This is a genomic window from Mordavella massiliensis (assembly GCF_016902415.1).
In the GTDB taxonomy this organism is placed as follows: Bacteria; Bacillota; Clostridia; order Lachnospirales; family Lachnospiraceae; genus Merdimonas; species Merdimonas faecigallinarum.
In genome coordinates, this window is the sequence record NZ_JACJLV010000004.1 from 79,594 (window position 1) to 98,488 (window position 18,895).

Consider the following 18,895-nt stretch of genomic DNA (forward strand, 5'->3'; position numbering starts at 1 on the left):
CTACCTCTATTCTACACGATTCCATAGGTATGTGCCATGATATCTGTCATTTTTTTCTTTCTGCATGTAGGACAGAGTTCCTCCGGCTCTTCTCCCGCCCTTCTGGCGGCAAGTGCAATCTCTTCCCTGGTGCCTACGGGCGCGCCGCACTCGCGGCAGTGGACGATCTCAAAGGTCCGTCCCCACACCTCTCTTGTCTGCCCGTCATCCTTAAAAGTAATGGCTTTTGTCGGGCAGATATAGGCGCAGCTTAAGCAGCCCACACAGTCTTTGGAGGGTTCGTCATAGGGCGTGGAGATCTTCTTTGCCGTACCCCGAAGCACGGTGGAGATAGCTCCCGTCCCCAGCTTTGCACAGGCCCCTGCACAGAGACCGCACATGATGCATTTCTCCCCGTCGATTGCCGCAAACCGGCTTCCGTCCGCCGCGCCGTAAGCTTTACACAGCGCATCGATCACGTCGCTTTCCGGCGCTCTCTCCTTCAGGAGCATAAGCACCACGGCCCGGTCTTCTTTGACACGCTCGCTGTCGGTATAGACTTCACACGGCCGCTCCACCGGATACACGCAGGATACTACGATCTTACTCCTGCCCTTTTCCACAACTTCCACCAGACACACCCTGCAGCAGGCCTGTCCGGAGATTGCAGGATGATGGCACAGCGTCGGGATATAAAAACCATTCCGTCTTGCCACATCCAGCAGGAACTCGCCTTTTTCGCAGGTGCATTTTTTTCCGTTAATGGTAATCTCTATCATGCTTCCTGCCCCCTTCCCACTGCTTTTACCGCGTCAAACCTGCAGGCCTCTCTGCAGCTTCCGCAGGAAATACATTTTGAAGGATCGATCCTGTGCGGCATCTTCTTTTCTCCACTGATAGCTCCGGCCGGACATCCCTTTGCACACATATCACAGCCGATACACTTCGCCTCATCGATCTCAAACCGGGTCAGATTCTTGCAGACGCCTGCCGGACATCTCTTTTCCCGGATATGGGCTTCATACTCATCCCGGAAATACTTGATCGTCGTAAGGATCGGGTTAGGCGCGCTCTTGCCAAGACTGCATAACGATGCGTCCTGCACGGCGTGGCCGATCCGCTCCAGCAGTTCAATGTCTCCTTCTCTTCCTCTGCCTTCACAGATATCTGTCAGGATCTCCAGCATCCGCCGCAGGCCTTCCCTGCAGGGCGTACACTTGCCGCAGCTCTCCTCACAGAGGAAATTCGTATAATACCTGGCCACTTCCACCATACAGCTTCTGTCATCCATAACGATCATACCGCCGGATCCCATCATGGCGCCGTACTTTGCCAGAGAATCAAAATCCACCTTCAGATCCAGCATGCTCTCCGGAATACAGCCGCCGGAAGGACCGCCTGTCTGGACCGCCTTAAAAGGCCGGTCCCCGATGATCCCGCCGCCGATATCAAAGATCAGATGCCGGAGCGATGTTCCCATGGGCACTTCCACAAGGCCGGTTCTTTTTACCTTTCCTACCAGGGCAAATACCTTGGTCCCTGTACTCGTCTCTGTACCGATTTCGGCAAATTTCTTTCCTCCGTCCCGGATGATCAGCGGAATATTCGCCAGTGTTTCTACATTATTCAGAACGGTAGGCTGGTCCCAGAGTCCTTTCTGGACAGAACGGATATACTTTGCCCGGGGTTCTCCTACCCTTCCCTCGATAGATGCCATAAGAGCCGTGGATTCTCCACAGACAAAGGCTCCTCCTCCACGGACCACAGACAGATGCAGTCTCTTTGACGAACCCATGACAGATTCCCCGATGATCCCCCGCGCTTCTGCGTCTTCCAGCGCCTTTTTCACATGCTTCACTGCCAGGTCATATTCATCCCGGATATAGAAGAATCCTTCTTCCGCCCCGATGGCAATGGCTGCGATGGCAAGGCCCTCGATCACCGCATGGGGATCGCCTTCCAGGATCGACCGGTCCATGAATGCGCCCGGGTCTCCCTCGTCGCCGTTGCAGGCCACATACTTGGGGAAGTTATCATAGGAAGCTGCTGTGCGCCACTTCCTTCCGGCAGGGAATCCGGCCCCGCCCCGTCCCCGCAGTCCGGACGCTTCCACTTCCGTGATCACTTCGTCCGGCGTCATCTGCAGGGCTTTCTTAAGCGCCTCATAACCGCCCAGTTCCAGGTAGTCTTCAATATTCTCCGGATCGATCTTTCCAATATGACGGAGAGCCAGTTTCTGCTGATGTGCGTAGAAAGGATTTTCCTCCTGGGAACGAACCCGGTTCCCCTCATTATCTTTATACATGAGCCTTGGGATCTCCTGATCTTCCAGCACACTCTTCTCCAGAATTTCCGGCACATCTTTTGGTTTTACTTTATAGTAGACCAGATTATCCGGCATGATCTTCACGATCGGACCATTTTCACAGAAGCCGTTACATCCCGTTGTCTTGATCTGCGGGATCACATCGGCGTCTGCGCTGTTTTTTTCTATTTCACTGCGGAAGGCTTCTACCACGTTCATACTGCCGTTTGCCCGGCACCCGGTGCCGCAGCAGATCAATATCTGTTTCTTCATATTACTCAGCACCGCCTTCCTTCACTCCCTGAATAATTTCCTTTAATTTTTCCAGGGTAACCTTTCCATAATAGACGTCGTCCACAACCAGAACCGGGGCCAGAGCACAGGAGCCCAGGCAGTTGACCGTCTCCAGGGAAAACATGCCGTCCTGCGTGGTCTCCCCCGGACCGATCTTGAGTTCTCTTCGGATCCCGTCGATCAGAGTCGACGCACCCCTGATATGGCAGGCCGTGCCGTCGCAGCATTTAATAATATGTTTTCCCTTGGGCACCAGACTTAATGCCTTATAAAAGGTTGCCATGGCATAAAGGGAAGACACCGGGCACTGAAGTTCTTCTGCCAGCGCTTCCATTCCCTCTCTTGGCACATACTGGAATTCCCGCTGCATATCCTGCATGATGGCAAGTGCATACCGCCGGTCCGGCTGGTAAGAATGTATGATTTCTTCAATCCGCTTCTCGGATACTTCCATCCTGATTCACCACCTTATCCTTAACCGCCAGCCACCACAGGGAATATAGATACGGTATCCGTCGGAAGCAGCTTCGTGTCGATCCCTCCAAGATGCTCCACATGCCTTCCGTTTACCAGGATAATGATCTCTTCACCCAGATCCGTTCCGTCGGGGGTCAGCAGCTTTTCCCGCAGTCTGTTCCCGTAAGTCTCACTCAAAGCCTGTGTCAGTTTCCGGATATCCTCCTGATACGGAAAGTCCACGATCTTGCAATTTGTATATTCCCTGAGATAGGCAAAAAATTTAACAGTCATTTTCTTACTCCCTGCAGGCGGCAAATGCCGCCTGCATCCTGTAATCCTTTATAATCCAAGTTCCCTGTCTTTTTCCGGTGTGGGGATGCCTTCTGTATCCCATCCTCTCAGCTGATAGTATTCCTGAAGCATGGTGTGCAGTTCATTGACCTTTCCCTGCGCCGGACCGTCCGGCAGCTGCTCTCTTAAAAGTCTTGGCGGAAGGGTATCTTTTTCCACGCCGGCTGCAATATTAAACTTCTTCTCCAGGTTCCAGACTCTCTCGCCTTTCAGCAGGATCTCCGCGTCGCTTTCATCGCTGCCCACCGCTTCCCTGTACTGCGCCGCAAATTCCGGCAGTCCAAGAGCAAAAGAGGTAAACAGGCAGACGCCTGTAGAATCGATCAGAGCCGTCAGATCCTGGAAGGTCTTCAGCATGGAAGCCTTTCCTTCTGTTACCAGAGGATCCATCTTAACCGGCAGTCCAAGTACCTCCGGAGAGGTCATGTAACCACGCACATGACATCCGCCCCGGTTGGAGGTGGCATATTCCAGTCCGATCCCCTGCAGGGCACGGCCGTCATAGGCAGGCATCTCCTGCTTCTTTACAGACATGGACAGTTCCGGATGTCCGTATTTTTCCGCCAGCCGGTAGGAACCCATGGCAAGCTGCTTTCCGAATCCCTCGTTCTTTCCTGTCATCTCTGCCAGCTTCACCATGGTCGCGGCATCGCCGAAGCGTACCGGGATGCCTCCTGTATCTTCTTCTGTCAGATATCCTTCCTCAAAGAGTTCCATGGCACAGGCAATGGTCGCTCCCAGAGTAATGGGGTCGAATCCATATTCATTACAGAGAAAGTTTGCCTTGCAGACCGCTTCCAGATCGTCGATACCGCAGTCCGCGCCAAAGGACCATCCTGCCTCGTATTCCGGTCCCTCGCCTCTGGACTTGAAGGGGCCACTTGGAATATCCACCACGCGTCCGCATCCGATACAGCATCCGAAGCATCCCTTGTTCCGGATCAGGTATTTCTCTGTCAGCGTCTCGCCGGAAATATTGTCCGCTTTTTCATAAACTGCTCCATCACGGCCGTTGCGAAGCGGAAGTCCGCCGCTCTCATTGATGATATTGACCAGGATCTCTGTTCCGTAGGCTGCCAGTCCTGTTCCGGTTACCGGGTGCGCCTTTAAAGTCGTCCTTGCGTTCTCGATGGCCTCCATAAACTTCTCCGGTCTGGCCACATAGATGGATTTTGTTCCTTTCACAACGACTGCTTTCAGCTTTTTGCTTCCCATGACAGCGCCCAGGCCGCCCCGGCCTGCCGCACGGTGCTTGTCGTTCATCACGCCGGCATACAGGCAGAGATTTTCTCCGGTCGGTCCGATACAGGATACCCGGAAGGACTGTCCGCAGATCCGGTTCAGCTCATCCGTGGTCTCATAAACCGTCTTGCCCCAAAGTCCGGAAGCGTCTCTTAACTCCACTTCATCATCATTGATATAAAGATACACCGGATGATCACTTACTCCTTCAAAAATGATCCCGTCATATCCCGCATACTTCAGTTCCGGTCCGAAATGTCCTCCGGAGTTTGCCGCTCCGATGGTGCCGGTAAGCGGTGCTTTTGCCACCACTTCAAACCGGCCGCTGCAGGCTGCCGCCGTTCCGGTCAGAGGTCCTGTCATAAAGATCAGATTATTATCCGGCCCCAGAGGATCGATCTTCGGATCCACCTCATCACAGAAATACTTGGTTCCCAGGCCTCTGGCTCCTACAAAATCTTTTGCAGCCTCCATATTGAGCGGTTCCTTTTTTATCGTTCCCTTAGAAAGATCCACGCGAATGATCGTTCCCATATATCCGTTCATCATGCCTTTGCCTCCTCTCCGAATACGTCTTTAAAACGGTCGGCCACAGCACGTTTTCTGTCCATTCCTTCATCCGGGTCCTCAAATGTGATCGCTCCGGTCGGGCAGAATTTTGCGCATTTGGGTTCCCCGCCGCACAGATCGCACTTATGTACCTGTTTTTTCTCTTTGTTAAAACTGATATTGCCAAGCGGACAGGCATTCATACACATCTTACAGCCGATACATTTCGCATGGTCCATAACAACCGCGCCGATCTCATTCCTGCTGATCGCTCCTACCGGACAGACCTCCAGACAGCAGGGGTCTTCACACTGCAGGCACATAACAGGAATATTGATGGCTGCTTCTTCGTATGCCATGACTGTCACATTGGCATTTCTCGGATTGAACGCCTGATCATGTCCGAACGAACAGACCAGTTCACAGGTTCTGCATCCGATACATTTTTCGGGCTTGATCATCAACTGTTTTCCCATTCTACACTGACCTCCTTTACATAAAAAAATCCACTATCGTATCTTCCGATACAATAATGGCCCCTTCGCAATCAGGCAGGCGGCCCCGTTCCCGGTGCCACCCATTGGTCCGGTCTTCCCGCATGCAAATCGGACACATGCGTCGGAAGCACAGGACTCGGAGTTTGTCTAAATGTTTCTTTTTATCATTATATTACAAATCTCCTTATTATTCCATATTTATTTCAATCTTTTTGAAATTATTCAAATTTGTCTAATAATTCACACAATCACCGGTCCGGATTCTGCCATCACTAAGGCTGACTGCATACCAGCATTCTTTCTTCAGAAGGCAGGGAAGTCCTTTCTGCACTCTTGCACACTCCTGAAAGCACCGGCTCTTCCCCCGCCGGATCTTAAGGCTTGCTTCGCCGCATCTGATCTGCATTCCTTTTTGAAAACCAGACGGCTCGCCCTGCGTCTCAATCCAGATATTTGCTTTAAATCTCTGAAAGCAGAGTCCCTCAACCTCCTGCCGCTTCATCCATTCCTTTACAAAACAGGTACAGATGCTGACAGGGGCATCCGGATCTTCAAAATGAAGATCCCCCCGGATGCCCCTTCCTTTCTTTACCTGTACCTGTTCCTCTCTCCGGCCAGGTTTTCCTTTTTCTTCAAAAACATACAGATCACTGATATAGGATTCTTTCATGATACCCTTCCCTATTCTTCGGATTCTTCCTCCGCCTGCTGCTCCGCCACGTCATCGGTCTGCACCTGATCTGCGTAGTCTTCCGTCTCATCCTGGACATAGGTCACTTTCAAGGTCTGGAAATCAATCTTCTTCCACACACTGTCATGCACCGTGATGTCCGTCTCTTCTTTCCAGCCATCGCAGGTGTCATTGTAAAGCTCTGTCTTTCTCTCTGCCACAATGTTCTGCTTTTCCGCATCTGTGGCCGCCTGGTCAAAGAGACTGGTGACTCTTGCCACATAGTAGCCGCCGTCCGTCTCGATCATACCGGTGGTCTCGCCCTCCTGCAGCTTGTCCGCAGCCTCTACCACCTCTGCCGCCGGACTTACAGAATCCGCGTCAAAGGTAGCGGTCTGGGCCTCCAGCCCCTGTTCGGAAGCATAAGCCGCAAAATCCGCCTGATCCTTGACTGCCTCGGCAAAGGACTGGGCCTGGGCTTTTGCCGTCTCTTTTACGATCTCTTCCATATCGCCTTCTTCCGAATCCCCGTCCTGGGATCCGTCTGCAGATTCCGTTGTGGTCTGGGAAGAGAAGAATACATACTGCATGCTCTTCTGGGCTGCCTCTTCATCGGACACTTCCGTATCCACGCCCGCCTGGATGGCCTCCATCATCTTTTCCTGGATGCTCATCAGCGTCATGACACGCTCCACGGTCTCTTTTCCGCCGGAGATCTTCTCCTTATCTTCCAGCGCGTTGAGCTCGTCGAATTTCTGTGCCGCCTCTTTGATGGCCTGCTTTTCTCCGTCAGAAAGGGATACCTCATACTCGTCCATATGCTGTTCCAGAAGAACCATGTCTTCTAACTGCTCCTGGATCTGCGCTTTTACAAACTCCTCGTAGGACTGTCCTTCCTCTGCCTCGGAGTTCCACATATCATCTCCCATATATCCTGCATAATAGGTCTCATACTGTGCCTGGGTGTATCTGGCATAAAAATTCGCCACATCGCCTGTGATCCTGGTATCTCCCACTGTGATCGCCGTATCGCTCTCACTGACGGAAGAACTGCATCCGGTCAGCGTTCCCGCCGCCAGCACGCCTGCCAGCACATAGATTCCTGCTTTACCTTTCATTTCTCCGTATATCCTCCTTTGCACCATTAACTGTTTCATTATAGCCTTTTTTCAGGCTTCTATCAATCCCTTCAACCCAATTAATACATTTTTCACAGTTTCCAGAACGTCTTCGTTTTTCTCCTTTTTGCTGCGCCCCTTCTTTTCATAAAGGAAACAGGGGTGCTCCGCGTCTGTGCGGAAGCTTAAATCTCCATGGAAGGACTCAATCAGGGCCGGGATCCGTGAAGGCTCCACCCTTGCCTTGTCATACATGGTAAATTCCAGTCTGGCGCCCTTTTGTTCCACGCTGGTTACGTACGCACTGTGAGCCATGGCTTTTAAGGAAGCCACAGTAAGAAGTTTTTCCACCTTTTTGGGAATATCTCCGAAACGGTCCAGAAGTTCTTCTGTCATATCCTCCATCTCTTCTTCGCTCTCAATGGCCGCGATCCGCTTGTATACGTCCAGTTTCTGGTATTCATTGGGGATATAGGTATCCGGGATAAAGGCATCCACGTTCAGATCCATGGTGGTAGTAAAGTCTTCGTCTTTTGTCTCGCCCTTCAACAGGCGCACCGCCTCGTTGAGCATCTTGCAGTACAGGTCGTACCCCACCGCTTCCATGTGGCCGTGCTGCTCCGCTCCCAGAAGATTTCCCGCGCCGCGGATCTCCAGATCCCGCATGGCGATCTTAAATCCGCTTCCCAGATCCGTAAATTCCCGGATCGCGGCAAGCCGCTTTTCCGCCACCTCTTTTAACAGCTTATCCCTGCGGTAGAGAAGAAACGCATACGCCATCCGGTTGGATCGTCCCACTCTTCCTCTGAGCTGGTAGAGCTGGGACAGTCCCAGCCGGTCCGCGTCGTGGATGATCATCGTATTCACATTGGAAATGTCAAGGCCCGTCTCAATGATGGTGGTAGACACCAGCACATCAATCTCCCCGTTGATAAAATCATACATGATCCGTTCCAGCTGATGCTCCCGCATCTGGCCGTGGGCATAGGCAACGGTCACATCCGGCACCAGTTTCTGGATATGAGCCGTGATCTCCGCAATATCCTCCACCCGGTTGTAGACATAATACACCTGTCCCTGGCGGGAGCACTCCCGTTCAATGGCCTCCCGGACCATCTCATCATTGTATTCCATTACATACGTCTGGATGGGAAGCCGCTCCTCCGGCGCCTCTTCCAGCACGCTCATATCCCGGATCCCGATCAGGCTCATATGCAGCGTCCTTGGGATGGGCGTTGCAGTCAGGGTCAGAACGTCCACATTTTCCTTCAGCTTCTTGATCTTTTCCTTGTGCTGGACGCCGAATCTCTGCTCCTCGTCAATGATCAGAAGCCCCAGGTCTTTAAACTTTACGTCCTCGCTCAGAACCCGGTGGGTGCCGATCACAATGTCCACCAGTCCCTTTTTCGTATCGGCCGCCGTTTTCTTCTGCTGGGCAGGCGTCCGGAACCGGCACATCAGATCGATCCGCACCGGAAAATCCTTCATCCGCTGGACAAATGTATTGTAATGCTGCTGGGCCAGGATGGTGGTCGGCACCAGATACACCACCTGCTTATCCTCCTGCACGGCCTTGAATGCCGCCCGGATGGCGATTTCTGTCTTTCCATATCCCACATCCCCGCAGATCAGACGGTCCATGATCTTGCGGCTCTCCATATCATGCTTGACGGCATCGATGGCCAAAAGCTGGTCTTCCGTCTCTTCAAAGGGGAACATTTCCTCAAATTCTTTTTGCCAGACCGTGTCCTTCCCGTATGCGTAGCCTTCCTGCTCCTGCCTTGCCGCATAGAGTTCCACCAGGTCTCTTGCGATCTCCCGGACTGCGCCGCGGACTCGTGTTTTCGTCCTGGTCCACTCCTGGCCGCCCAGCCGGTTGAGCCTGGGCTTTTTCGCATCCGCATTTGCATACTTCTGGATCAGGTCCAGCTGGGTAGCAGGAATATAGAGATTTCCGCCCTGGGCATAGGAGATCTTCATATAATCCTTGGTGATCTTATCCACCTCGATCTTTTCAATCCCCTGGTAAATGCCAAGTCCGTGATTTTCATGAACAACGTAATCCCCGGGTTTTAATTCGGAAAAGCTCTGGATCTTACGTCCTTCGTAAGTCTTACGCTTCTTTTTCTTTTTGACCTTTCCGAAAATATCTGTCTCCGAGATCACGGTGAATTTCAGCAGCGGATACTCATAGCCTTCCGCCACATGGCCGTAGGCGGTCATGATCTCTCCCGGCTCTACCAGTCTGGAAAGATCGTCGCTGTAATAACTGCTCAGATTATAATCTCTTAAATCTTCCGCCAGCCGCTTTGCCCTGGTCCTGGACCCGGACAACAGGACCACCCGGCTTCCGTTCTTCTTCAGCCTTTTTAAATCCCGGGTCAGAAGTTCAAAGCTGCTGTTATACGGATTCACATTTTTTGCCTGGATATGATAGGACCCCCGGGTCAGAAGCCCTTTACAGCGCATATCCAGCGCATAAAAGCCAAGACTGCTGTAAGTATTGATCTTTTTGATCACTTCCTCTGCCGGAAACAGGCGGACCTCCCCGTCCTTTACCTCGTAACCGCTCTCCACCCTCTGCTTCTGGGCTTCCATAAACTCTTCTTCCACGCCCTGTCCCTTTTCCAGCAGGCGCACCGGCTCATCCAGAAACAGAAGCGTCTCCCCCGGATCAAAATAATCCAGGAAAGATACGCCTCTTTCCCCTTCTCCGGGAAACTCTGCGGCAGGACAGATGGATACCTCTTCCAGATTCTCAACAGACCTCTGGCTCTCCACATCGAACGTGCGGACCGAGTCCACCTCGTCTCCCCACAGTTCGATCCGCACCGGCATCTCCTCTGTCAGTGGAAATACATCCAGGATGCCGCCGCGGACGGCAAACTGTCCGGGGCCGTCGATCTGGACTGCCCGCTCGTACCCCAGATCCGTCAGCTTCTTTTCCATTTCCGTCAGATTCAGAGAGCTGTCATAGCGGATCTTGATGGTCTGCGCCTGGATCGTCTCTCTGGGAAGCAGGGAATCCATCAGAGCGTCAAAGCTGGTCACCACGGTAAGAGGTCCCCCTTCGATCACCGCTTCCAGCACTTCCATCCGTCTGCTCACCAGCTCTCTGCTCCGAAGATCCGCCTGATAAAACAGCAGGTCCTTTGCCGGATACAGATAGGTGGAGCCATCCAGAAACCGATATTCTTCATACACCTGTCTTGCTCTGGATTCACTGGGGCAGATGATCACTTTATAGCGGATCTCCCCGGCAAACCCGTACATCATATGAGTCTTCTGGGAATTTACGCACCCCAGGATCCGGATCGTCCCCGGTTCCTTTTGTTTCTTTTTTTCAATCTCTTCATAATCCGCAAGTTCTGTCAGCGGATGGATCAGTGCCTGCATCTACTGTTCAGCCTCCTTAGGCGCCGCTTTCTTGTTATACGTGTTCATTGCTCCTGAGAGATCACCTTCCAGGATCATTTCCACGGCGTCCGCCGCTTTCCGGTAGCTTTCCCTCATGATTTCCCGGTCTTCTCCGGAAAAATGTCCCAGCACATAGTCTGCCAGGTCATATCCCTTCGGTTTTTCTCCCACGCCCACTTTGATCCTGGGAAACACGTCCGTACCCAGATGGGCAATAATATTTTTGATCCCGTTATGTCCGCCCGCGCTTCCTTTTCTGCGGATGCGGAGCTGGCCCACATCCAGGCTCACGTCGTCATAAATGACCAGAAGTTCGTTCTCCTCGTCGATTTTATAATAATCAGCCAGAGCGCCGATGCTCTCGCCGCTCAGATTCATATACGTCTGGGGTTTCACCAGGATCACCTTCTGCCCTGCGATGATCCCTTTCCCGATCAGAGCCCTGCTTTTCCTGGTCTCCACCGCTATATTATATTTGTCCGCCAGCGTATCTATCACTTCAAATCCCACATTGTGTCTGGTCCCTTCGTAACGCAGCGTCGGGTTTCCCAGTCCTGCTATGATAAACATCTTTGATCACTCTCCTCTTTATATCCTTATCCATTCTACAGGAAGGGTTCTGGTTTGTCACGCAAAATACAGGAATAATTTTTCCTCTTTTCTCATACATTATAGAAAGCAATCATAATATGCGTGATAAAGGAGGTCATTATGAGTTCCAAAACGAAAATCATTGTACTGCATATGAAGGAGATCATTTATACCGTCATATTCGCAGCGCTAACGATCCTTTTGATCCTGCTCCTGATCTTTATGTTCCGGCCCGATAATAAGGAAGCCAGACAAGAGCCCAGATATATCCCCGGAGTCTATACTTCGGACGTCACCTTAAATAACACCGCCCTGGAAGTGGAGGTAACAGTGGACGATTCCCACATCAATTCCATCCGGTTTTCCAACCTGGACGAATCCGTGGCCGCCATGTACCCGCTGGTCCAGCCGGCCATCGAGGACATTGCCGAACAGATCTATGACAGCCAGTCTCTTGAAAATATCCAATATTCTTCTGACAGTCCCTATACCTCCCAGCTGATCCTTCAGGCGGTAAAGGACGCATTAGAAAAAGCCCGGACTTCGTAGAGCCGGGCTTTTCTTTTTTCTTTTCTCTTTTAACCTTCCACAATGAGATAGCGTCCGTCCGGCAGCGCGAAGATCTCCGCCGCCTCTTCAATCTCTTCCGGGGACATGCCTTCCACATCCATCCCCTCTTCTTCCAGAAAGCTTTTCACCTCCGCAAGACTGTCCGCCACCACAGCCATACAGTCTTCCAGAAATGCTTCGGCCTCCTCCAGTGTCCCGGCTACCGGTTCATCAAACAGCTGTCCCTGGTTTTTCAGAAATGTTTTCAGGCATTCCTCGTCATATTCATACATATCCACATTCCTCCTCATTTACTGTCTGGTATACTCCAAAAGCTCTCCGGGCGCGTCGATCACCGTCCCGGCCCCTGCCCTGTTAAGTTCCTCTCTGGTCCGGAATCCCCAGGATACAATGATCGTTTTGACGCCGGCATTTTTTCCGGTCTGCACATCTACTTCAGAATCCCCCACATAGAGACAGCTGTTTTTGTCCACCTGCAGCGTCTCCATGATGTGTTCTACTCCGGCAGGATCCGGTTTTCTTTCGATCCCTTCCTGCTGCCCGGACACGTAATCAAAGACTCCTTCCCCGAAGATCTCTTTTACAACCTTTACCGCCTGGGCGTGAGGCTTATTCGACAACACTGCAAGCTTCACCTTTTCCCGCTTCAGTTCTTCTAACATTTCCACGATCCCCGGGTAAGGTGTTACATGATATGTACAGTTCTCATCAAATATGCGCCTGTAAATGCCAAGCGACTCCTCAAGCCTTCCGTAATCTTTTTCACCCGCGGCCAAAAGCGCCCGTTCCATCAGCACCCTGGCGCCGTCTCCTACAAATCTCCGGCACTGCTCTTTTGTAATCTCCTGCAGTCCCATTTCCCGAAGCGTTGCCCTTACCGAATATTCCAGTGATTCCAGGGTATCCGTCAAAGTTCCATCCAGATCAAATATACAAGCCTTCATAATGATTGTCTCCCTTCTCTGCCAATATCATAGTATGGGCGCCGGGAAAATGCAAGCGTATTCTGTTTTCCCAGAAAAGGAAGGGAAAGACCGGTCTCTCCCGGCCGGTCTTCCTTCTTTCTTTGCTTGCTTCCTGTTTATTTTTCACTCAAATACTGGCGCATGACTTTTAAGGCATGCTTTTCCAGCCTGCTGACCTGCGCCTGGGAGATCCCCACGTCCTTAGCCACCTCCATCTGGGTCCTGCCCTCAAAAAACCGCAGCCGGATGATATGCCGTTCCCGGCCGGTCAGATGGTCCATGGCAGCCTCCAGAGACAGATCCTCTACCCATTTGTCTTCCCGGTTCCTGCTGTCGCTAATCTGATCCATCACATAGAGAGCGTCACCGCCGTCATTGTAGACCGGCTCCTGAAGACTCATGGGCGCCTGGATCGCGTCCAGCGCAAAGACAATATCCTCTTTGGAAATGCCGATCTCTTCTGCAATCTCCTGGATCCCCGGCTCCTTCAGGTGACGCTTTACATAATTTTCTCTGGCGTAAATGGCCTTGTAGGCCGTATCTCTTAAGGACCGGCTGACCCGGATCGAGTTGTTATCCCTCATGTACCTGCGGATCTCGCCAATGATCATGGGTACCGCATACGTGGAAAATTTTACCTCCAGCTCGGTATTAAAGTTGTTGACTGCTTTGATCAGTCCGATGCAGCCGATCTGGAACAGATCGTCCGGATTCTCATTGCTGCTCCCAAACCGCTTGATCACGCTTAAGACCAGCCTTAGATTTCCCCGGATGTATTCTTCTTTTGCCTGTCTGTCGCCCGCCTTAATGCGGCGGAACAGCTCTTCTTTCTCCTTCTCTCCCAGGACCGGAAGCTTTGCCGTATCCACCCCGCAGATCTCTACTTTTCCCTGTGCCATATCTTTTCAGAACCTCCTGCCAGATAAATGTATGTTACCTAGTAAGATGATTCTCCATATGGCGCGCGGTTATTCTTGTTCCTGCGGAAATAAAAAAACTTTTAGTCCTTGACAGCTTTCCAGGATTCCATCCGGTCTACCGGTCCCACTTGTCTGCCAGGTTCTGGATCTGGCTTTCAAATTTGGCCAGTTCCTTATTGGCAAGGCCTTCGTTTTTATAAACCACCTCAAGCAGCCGTTTCGCTGCGGCCACCACACGGTTGAAGGCTGCCTGCGCCCTGCTCCTTGCCGGTTTTTCCGCAGATTTCTTCGGAATCCTCATGCCTTCGGTCAGGATCTGGTTCGTGGCAAGATCCACACATCCTCCGGAGTACGGCGCGAACGCCGGACATCCGATCGTATCTTCTACCAGACTTGCAAAAGAATCGGTCACCGTATCTTCTCCATGAACAACGATCACTCTCTCAAGCGGCGTCTCGAATCCTTTCAGCCAGGCCAGAAGGCCGTTCATATCCGCATGTCCGCTAATGCCCTGGAGCACCTCGATCCTGGCGTTTACCGTAATATTATCCCCGAACAGCTTCACGCTCTCCGCGCCTTCGATCAGTCTGCGTCCCAGGGTCCCGACCGCCTGATAGCCCACAAAGCATACGGTACACTCCGGGCGCCACAGATTGTGCTTCAGATGATGGCGGATCCGGCCCGCCTCACACATGCCGGAGGCCGACAGGATCACCTTGGGCTTCTCGTCAAAATTGATCAGCTTGGACTCTTCGCTGGTAATGGTGGTCTTAAGGCCCGGAAATACCAGCGGATTGATGCCCTGCTCGATCAGGGCAAGCGCCTCTTCATCAAAGCAGGATTTTACATTTTTATTAAACACATTGGTGGCCTCAATGGCCAGCGGACTGTCCACATAGACCTCGAATCCCGGATATTCCGGAAGCAGGTCCTTCTCCTTGATCTCCCGGATAAAATACAGGATCTCCTGGGTACGTCCTACGGCAAAGGAGGGGATCACCACATTGCCTCCTCTTGCAAAAGTCTCCCGCAGGATCCTGGTAAATTCACTGACATAATCCGGCCGTTCGTCCCCGTGGGTCCTGTCTCCATAGGTGGATTCAATGACCACATAATCCGCCTCTTTTACCGGCGTGGGGTCTTTGATGATAGGCTGGTCTGTATTGCCTACGTCGCCGGAAAATACGATCTTTTTGGTGACGCCGTCCTCTGTGATCCACACCTCAATACTGGCGGAACCCAGAAGATGGCCGATATCCTGGAACCGTATCTCGATTCCCTCGCAGAGCGTGATCTTCTGGTTATAATCACAGGGCGCCAGAAGTTTGATAGCCGCATCCGCGTCCTCCATGTCGTAGATCGGCTCATAGAGGGCGTCCCCGCTTCTTCTCGCCTTACGGTTGCGCCACTGCGCCTCAAATACCTGGATGTGCGCGCTGTCACGAAGCATGATGCCGCACAGGTCTGCCGTTGCAAAGGTGGTAACAATCTCTCCTTTAAATCCCTTTTTGCAGAGAAGAGGAAGATTGCCGGAATGGTCGATATGGGCGTGAGTCAGCAGGACAAAATCAATGTCGCCCGGAGAAACCGACAGTTCCTGGTTCTCGTACAGATCCGGCCCCTGCTCCATTCCGCAGTCGATCAAAATGTTTTTTCCGCAGGCTTCCAGAAGATGACAACTGCCCGTCACCTCGTGGGCTGCGCCGATACAGGTAAGTCTCATATGCACACCCCTTTTTTATTTCATTGTAACATGATTTACGGGGCCGGGCTATGAATATTTTACCATCTCTTTTTTCAGTCTCTGCATGATCTTTTTCTCCAGTCTGGATATGTAGGACTGGGAGATCCCCAGAAGATCCGCCACCTCTTTTTGCGTCTTCTCCTCCCCGTCCGGAGTGCCAAGTCCAAAACGCATCTTTATGATCGTCCGCTCTCTTCCGGAGAGCCGGCCGATGGCCCGGAGCAGAAGCCCTCTTTCCGCCTCTGTCTCCAGATCTTTGTATATGGTATCCTCCTCTGTGCCAAGAATGTCGGACAATAGCAGTTCATTCCCGTCCCAGTCCACGTTCAGCGGCTCATCGATGGACACTTCCAGTCTGGTCTTATTATTTCTCCGCAGATACATCAGGATCTCGTTTTCGATACACCTGGAGGCGTAGGTGGCAAGCTTGATATTTTTCTGCGGATTAAAGGTATTAATAGCCTTGATAAGCCCGATCGTCCCGATGGAGATCAGGTCTTCCACCCCCACTCCGGTATTGTCAAACTTCTTGGCAATATACACCACCAGCCTGAGATTGTGTTCGATCAGAAGTTTTCTCGCCTGCTCCTGCCGGTCGGTCCCCAGATCACAGACCGCGGCCGCCTCCTCTTCCTGCTCCAGCGGCGCCGGGAGGATATCCGCCCCTCCGATATAGTGTACTTCCCTGCGGTCCGGAAAGAAAAAAGTACGGAAATCCGGCACAATTCTTAAGTTCAGTCGACGTGGTACAGTTGCATTCATCAGCATGTTCTAAGTCCTCCCATTCAGATATTTAAATTTAAAATCATGTCATACTCTTCTGTGACCTTTTCCTCGTCACAGACGGCTACCACCGGACGTTCTATGATGATGTCCTGTGTCTTGTTCCCTTTCTTTTTGTGGATCTCCATCCGGTCCGCCTCAAGAAGCGGCATCACTCCGCCTTCTTTTCCCACCGAATGATAAGAAATATAGTGCAGACTCCGAAGCGGCACATCCTGCCACAGGACCCTAGCGGCTTTTCTGCCGATGATGTGGACCGGGCACCCGCTTCCCGGCTCCCGCAGACGGTTGCCGCTATCTATGAGAGCCTCTGTTTCCAGCTTTTTTTCCTTTACCCGGAGGATCACCCGGCACCGGTATTCTTCCGTCTGCAGACGGGCTTCCAGAAGATCCCAGATCTTCGACAAGATCAGATAAAAGAAAAACGCCAGAAAGAAAAACAGCCCCAGGTTTCCCGTATACGGCCGGACCATTCCCAGGGCTCCTCCCAGCAGGAAACCACTGACATAGAGGAAGATCCAGGCAAAGAGAAGCGTCCGGTCCCATCCCGTCTGAAAACAGACCTTCAGCATCAGAAGATTGATCCCCCCGTAGAACAGGATCAATCTGATCAGGAGATACGGAACCGGGATCAGAACCGCCGCGCAGGTCAGAAACGCCCCCAGGGCAGCCCCGAAAAAGATCCTTCCCTTTCCTGCCTGACATCGGATCATCCGGCCGGTCAGCATCAAAAGAAGGGCGTCCATCATAAAATTTTCCAGGAAAAATACATCTATGTATAATTCATAGTACATGGTTCACCTTCTTTCCTGGTCCGGATGAAAAGCGCCGTCCTCCAGGGGCAAGTTCTATTATACGGATTGGATATCGTGGAATTTGTCAGACTGTGGAGAAGGATTCCACTTTTTTTCGACATGAATTTCATGCTTTAGATAGAAATACAAGAAAAAAGCAATGATCTGGGAAATATAAAAATTCAGAATCTTGGATAATAAATGATAAATAGAATAAAATAGAATTATGAAAAAAGAAAATCAGGCGTACCAGAAAAGTACGCCTGATCAGAAATTCAGATATTACCGTCTATCTCTTAAAGAAATCCGGGATCTTGATGGACTGCTCTTTTACCTTGCTGGTCGGCGTCTTCGGTGTTTCCAGCGTAGGAACAGTTCCTCCGGCCGGCTTTCTTGTACCGGCTGTGGTTCCCCCGTTCTTAGACGGAGCCATGCCAAGATCCAGTCTTGCGGAACCTGTATGCGCAGAAGCGGTTCCGGCGCTGCCGGAAGCTGCGTGGCTTCTCTCAAAACTCTGTGTATGCTGCGCCGTATGAGACGGTGTATGCTGCGGAACTGCCGCACGCGGATTCTCCAGTCTGGACTTCAGCTTGGAAGCGCTGCCGTCCACATTGTGGAGTCCTGTAGCGATAACCGTAATGGTCGCTTCGTCTGCTCTGGAATCGTCGTACATCGCACCGAAGATAATGCTTGCCTGCTCTCCTGCCAGTTCCTGTACATATTCTGCCGCATCGGAAGCATCCATCAGAGTGATGTCTCCGGATACGTTGATGATCACATGAGAAGCGCCTGCGATGGTTGTCTCAAGCAGCGGACTTGCCACAGCCTGCTTGACTGCCTCCAGCGCCTTGTCGTCGCCGCGTCCCTGTCCGATACCGATGTGGGCGATTCCCTTGTCGGTCATAACGGTCTGTACGTCCGCAAAGTCCAGGTTGATCAGAGACGGTACATTGATCAGGTCTGTGATACCCTGGATACCCTGCTGAAGAACCTCGTCGGCCTTCTTAAGCGCCTCGGGCATGGTGGTGCGTCTGTCTACAACTTCCAAAAGCTTATTATTCGGGATAACAATCAAGGTGTCAACGCTTTCTTTTAATTTTTCAATTCCTGCAAGGGCATTGCTCATACGGATCTTGGACTCAAAGCTGAACGGCTTTGTCACAACGCCAACGGTCAGGGCTCCCTGTTCCTTTGCGATCCGCGCCACTACCGGAGTGGCTCCTGTACCGGTTCCGCCGCCCATACCGCAGGTGACGAATACCATGTCCGCGCCCTTCAGCGCTGCGGAGATCTCTTCCGCGCTCTCTTCTGCTGCTTTTTCTCCGATCTCAGGCCTTGCGCCTGCGCCCAGTCCTTTGGTGATCTTGTCCCCGATCTGCATCAGGGTCGGAGCTTTACATAACTGAAGTGCCTGTTTATCTGTATTAATAGCAATAAATTCAACGCCGGCAATCTGCTCGTCGATCATTCGGTTTACCGCGTTATTACCGCCTCCGCCGACTCCAACAACAATTATTTTTGCCGCCGCTTCTGATTCGTTTGTCTTAATCTCTAGCAAGGGTTTCTCCTCCTTTGTTATCCTTATTATATATTATACATCCCATATACGGGCAAAGAAAAGTGTTCACTTTGCCATATATACTACAT

General features: G+C 51.8%; 18 protein-coding genes. 1 reads left to right on the forward strand and 17 read right to left on the reverse strand.

What is annotated here, in order from left to right; all coding sequences use genetic code 11:
• Window positions 1-11: 11 nt before the first annotated feature.
• The 10 genes from H6A13_RS02190 to pth all read right to left on the reverse strand — a co-directional run bounded on the left by H6A13_RS02190 (window position 12) and on the right by pth (window position 11,451).
• Window positions 12-758 (reverse strand): 2Fe-2S iron-sulfur cluster-binding protein, encoded by a 747-nt coding sequence (locus tag H6A13_RS02190; protein WP_204907983.1) that lies wholly within the window; start codon window positions 756-758, stop codon window positions 12-14.
• Window positions 755-2,557, reverse strand: coding sequence for an NADH-ubiquinone oxidoreductase-F iron-sulfur binding region domain-containing protein (locus tag H6A13_RS02195; RefSeq protein ID WP_204907984.1), 1,803 nt, complete (start codon window positions 2,555-2,557; stop codon window positions 755-757). Before H6A13_RS02195 ends, H6A13_RS02190 begins: the two co-directional genes overlap by 4 nt.
• Window position 2,558: 1 nt before the next feature.
• Window positions 2,559-3,032, reverse strand: coding sequence for an NADH-quinone oxidoreductase subunit NuoE (nuoE, locus tag H6A13_RS02200; RefSeq protein ID WP_204907985.1), 474 nt, complete (start codon window positions 3,030-3,032; stop codon window positions 2,559-2,561).
• Window positions 3,033-3,052: 20 nt separating this feature from the next.
• Window positions 3,053-3,328 carry a MoaD family protein gene (locus H6A13_RS02205; RefSeq protein ID WP_204907986.1) on the reverse strand — a complete coding sequence of 92 codons (276 nt, stop codon included), beginning with the start codon at window positions 3,326-3,328 and terminating at the stop codon, window positions 3,053-3,055.
• Between the two features lie 48 nt (window positions 3,329-3,376).
• Window positions 3,377-5,179, reverse strand: a complete 1,803-nt coding sequence (locus H6A13_RS02210) for an aldehyde ferredoxin oxidoreductase family protein (RefSeq protein ID WP_331597037.1) — start codon at window positions 5,177-5,179, stop codon at window positions 3,377-3,379.
• A complete protein-coding gene (locus H6A13_RS02215; RefSeq protein ID WP_204907987.1) occupies window positions 5,176-5,655 on the reverse strand; it encodes a 4Fe-4S dicluster domain-containing protein in 480 nt (159 codons plus the stop codon). Before H6A13_RS02215 ends, H6A13_RS02210 begins: the two co-directional genes overlap by 4 nt.
• Before the next feature lie 253 nt (window positions 5,656-5,908).
• Window positions 5,909-6,346, reverse strand: a complete 438-nt coding sequence (locus H6A13_RS02220) for an MOSC domain-containing protein (protein ID WP_204907988.1) — start codon at window positions 6,344-6,346, stop codon at window positions 5,909-5,911.
• Window positions 6,347-6,357: 11 nt separating this feature from the next.
• Window positions 6,358-7,464: a peptidylprolyl isomerase gene (locus H6A13_RS02225; protein ID WP_204907989.1), complete on the reverse strand. Its 1,107-nt coding sequence runs from the start codon at window positions 7,462-7,464 to the stop codon at window positions 6,358-6,360.
• A gap of 51 nt (window positions 7,465-7,515) precedes the next feature.
• Window positions 7,516-10,860 carry a transcription-repair coupling factor gene (gene mfd / locus H6A13_RS02230; RefSeq protein WP_204907990.1) on the reverse strand — a complete coding sequence of 1,115 codons (3,345 nt, stop codon included), beginning with the start codon at window positions 10,858-10,860 and terminating at the stop codon, window positions 7,516-7,518.
• Entirely contained in the window at window positions 10,861-11,451 is a 591-nt protein-coding gene (gene pth / locus H6A13_RS02235; RefSeq protein ID WP_204907991.1) for an aminoacyl-tRNA hydrolase, read from the reverse strand.
• Between the two features lie 141 nt (window positions 11,452-11,592).
• On the opposite strand from pth, the gene H6A13_RS02240 reads away from it, so the two are divergent.
• The gene (locus tag H6A13_RS02240; protein ID WP_204907992.1) at window positions 11,593-12,021 is read left to right on the forward strand and encodes an FMN-binding protein; all 429 of its coding nucleotides are present in this window, start codon (window positions 11,593-11,595) and stop codon (window positions 12,019-12,021) included.
• A gap of 29 nt (window positions 12,022-12,050) precedes the next feature.
• On the opposite strand, the gene H6A13_RS02245 is transcribed toward H6A13_RS02240, so the two are convergent.
• From H6A13_RS02245 to ftsZ, 7 genes are all read right to left on the reverse strand, one after another.
• Entirely contained in the window at window positions 12,051-12,314 is a 264-nt protein-coding gene (locus tag H6A13_RS02245; protein ID WP_204907993.1) for a glyoxalase, read from the reverse strand.
• An 18-nt stretch (window positions 12,315-12,332) separates the two neighbouring features.
• Complete coding sequence (locus H6A13_RS02250) at window positions 12,333-12,986, reverse strand: HAD family hydrolase (protein WP_204907994.1); 654 nt, start codon at window positions 12,984-12,986, stop codon at window positions 12,333-12,335.
• A 137-nt stretch (window positions 12,987-13,123) separates the two neighbouring features.
• Window positions 13,124-13,906: an RNA polymerase sporulation sigma factor SigG gene (gene sigG / locus H6A13_RS02255; protein WP_204907995.1), complete on the reverse strand. Its 783-nt coding sequence runs from the start codon at window positions 13,904-13,906 to the stop codon at window positions 13,124-13,126.
• 136 nt (window positions 13,907-14,042) lie between these two features.
• On the reverse strand, window positions 14,043-15,650 hold the full coding sequence (locus tag H6A13_RS02260) for an MBL fold metallo-hydrolase (RefSeq protein ID WP_204907996.1): 1,608 nt from the start codon (window positions 15,648-15,650) through the stop codon (window positions 14,043-14,045).
• A 48-nt stretch (window positions 15,651-15,698) separates the two neighbouring features.
• Complete coding sequence (gene sigE, locus H6A13_RS02265) at window positions 15,699-16,439, reverse strand: RNA polymerase sporulation sigma factor SigE (RefSeq protein ID WP_204907997.1); 741 nt, start codon at window positions 16,437-16,439, stop codon at window positions 15,699-15,701.
• Between the two features lie 17 nt (window positions 16,440-16,456).
• Window positions 16,457-17,248, reverse strand: a complete 792-nt coding sequence (locus H6A13_RS02270; RefSeq protein ID WP_204907998.1) for a sigma-E processing peptidase SpoIIGA — start codon at window positions 17,246-17,248, stop codon at window positions 16,457-16,459.
• Window positions 17,249-17,537: 289 nt separating this feature from the next.
• The gene (ftsZ, locus tag H6A13_RS02275; protein ID WP_204907999.1) at window positions 17,538-18,806 is read right to left on the reverse strand and encodes a cell division protein FtsZ; all 1,269 of its coding nucleotides are present in this window, start codon (window positions 18,804-18,806) and stop codon (window positions 17,538-17,540) included.
• Between the last annotated feature and the right edge of the window lie 89 nt (window positions 18,807-18,895).

Coding starts and splice junctions, on each gene's coding strand:
- H6A13_RS02225 (WP_204907989.1), bottom strand. CDS start 7,464: ATGAAAGGTAAAGCAGGAATCTATGTGCTGGCAGGCGTGCTGGCGGCG.
- sigE (WP_204907997.1), bottom strand. CDS start 16,439: ATGCTGATGAATGCAACTGTACCACGTCGACTGAACTTAAGAATTGTG.
- nuoE (WP_204907985.1), bottom strand. CDS start 3,032: ATGGAAGTATCCGAGAAGCGGATTGAAGAAATCATACATTCTTACCAG.
- pth (WP_204907991.1), bottom strand. CDS start 11,451: ATGTTTATCATAGCAGGACTGGGAAACCCGACGCTGCGTTACGAAGGG.
- H6A13_RS02240 (WP_204907992.1), top strand. CDS start 11,593: ATGAGTTCCAAAACGAAAATCATTGTACTGCATATGAAGGAGATCATT.
- mfd (WP_204907990.1), bottom strand. CDS start 10,860: ATGCAGGCACTGATCCATCCGCTGACAGAACTTGCGGATTATGAAGAG.
- H6A13_RS02205 (WP_204907986.1), bottom strand. CDS start 3,328: ATGACTGTTAAATTTTTTGCCTATCTCAGGGAATATACAAATTGCAAG.
- sigG (WP_204907995.1), bottom strand. CDS start 13,906: ATGGCACAGGGAAAAGTAGAGATCTGCGGGGTGGATACGGCAAAGCTT.
- H6A13_RS02215 (WP_204907987.1), bottom strand. CDS start 5,655: ATGGGAAAACAGTTGATGATCAAGCCCGAAAAATGTATCGGATGCAGA.
- H6A13_RS02250 (WP_204907994.1), bottom strand. CDS start 12,986: ATGAAGGCTTGTATATTTGATCTGGATGGAACTTTGACGGATACCCTG.
- H6A13_RS02210 (WP_331597037.1), bottom strand. CDS start 5,179: ATGATGAACGGATATATGGGAACGATCATTCGCGTGGATCTTTCTAAG.
- H6A13_RS02245 (WP_204907993.1), bottom strand. CDS start 12,314: ATGTATGAATATGACGAGGAATGCCTGAAAACATTTCTGAAAAACCAG.
- H6A13_RS02270 (WP_204907998.1), bottom strand. CDS start 17,248: ATGTACTATGAATTATACATAGATGTATTTTTCCTGGAAAATTTTATG.
- H6A13_RS02195 (WP_204907984.1), bottom strand. CDS start 2,557: ATGAAGAAACAGATATTGATCTGCTGCGGCACCGGGTGCCGGGCAAAC.
- H6A13_RS02190 (WP_204907983.1), bottom strand. CDS start 758: ATGATAGAGATTACCATTAACGGAAAAAAATGCACCTGCGAAAAAGGC.
- H6A13_RS02220 (WP_204907988.1), bottom strand. CDS start 6,346: ATGAAAGAATCCTATATCAGTGATCTGTATGTTTTTGAAGAAAAAGGA.
- H6A13_RS02260 (WP_204907996.1), bottom strand. CDS start 15,650: ATGAGACTTACCTGTATCGGCGCAGCCCACGAGGTGACGGGCAGTTGT.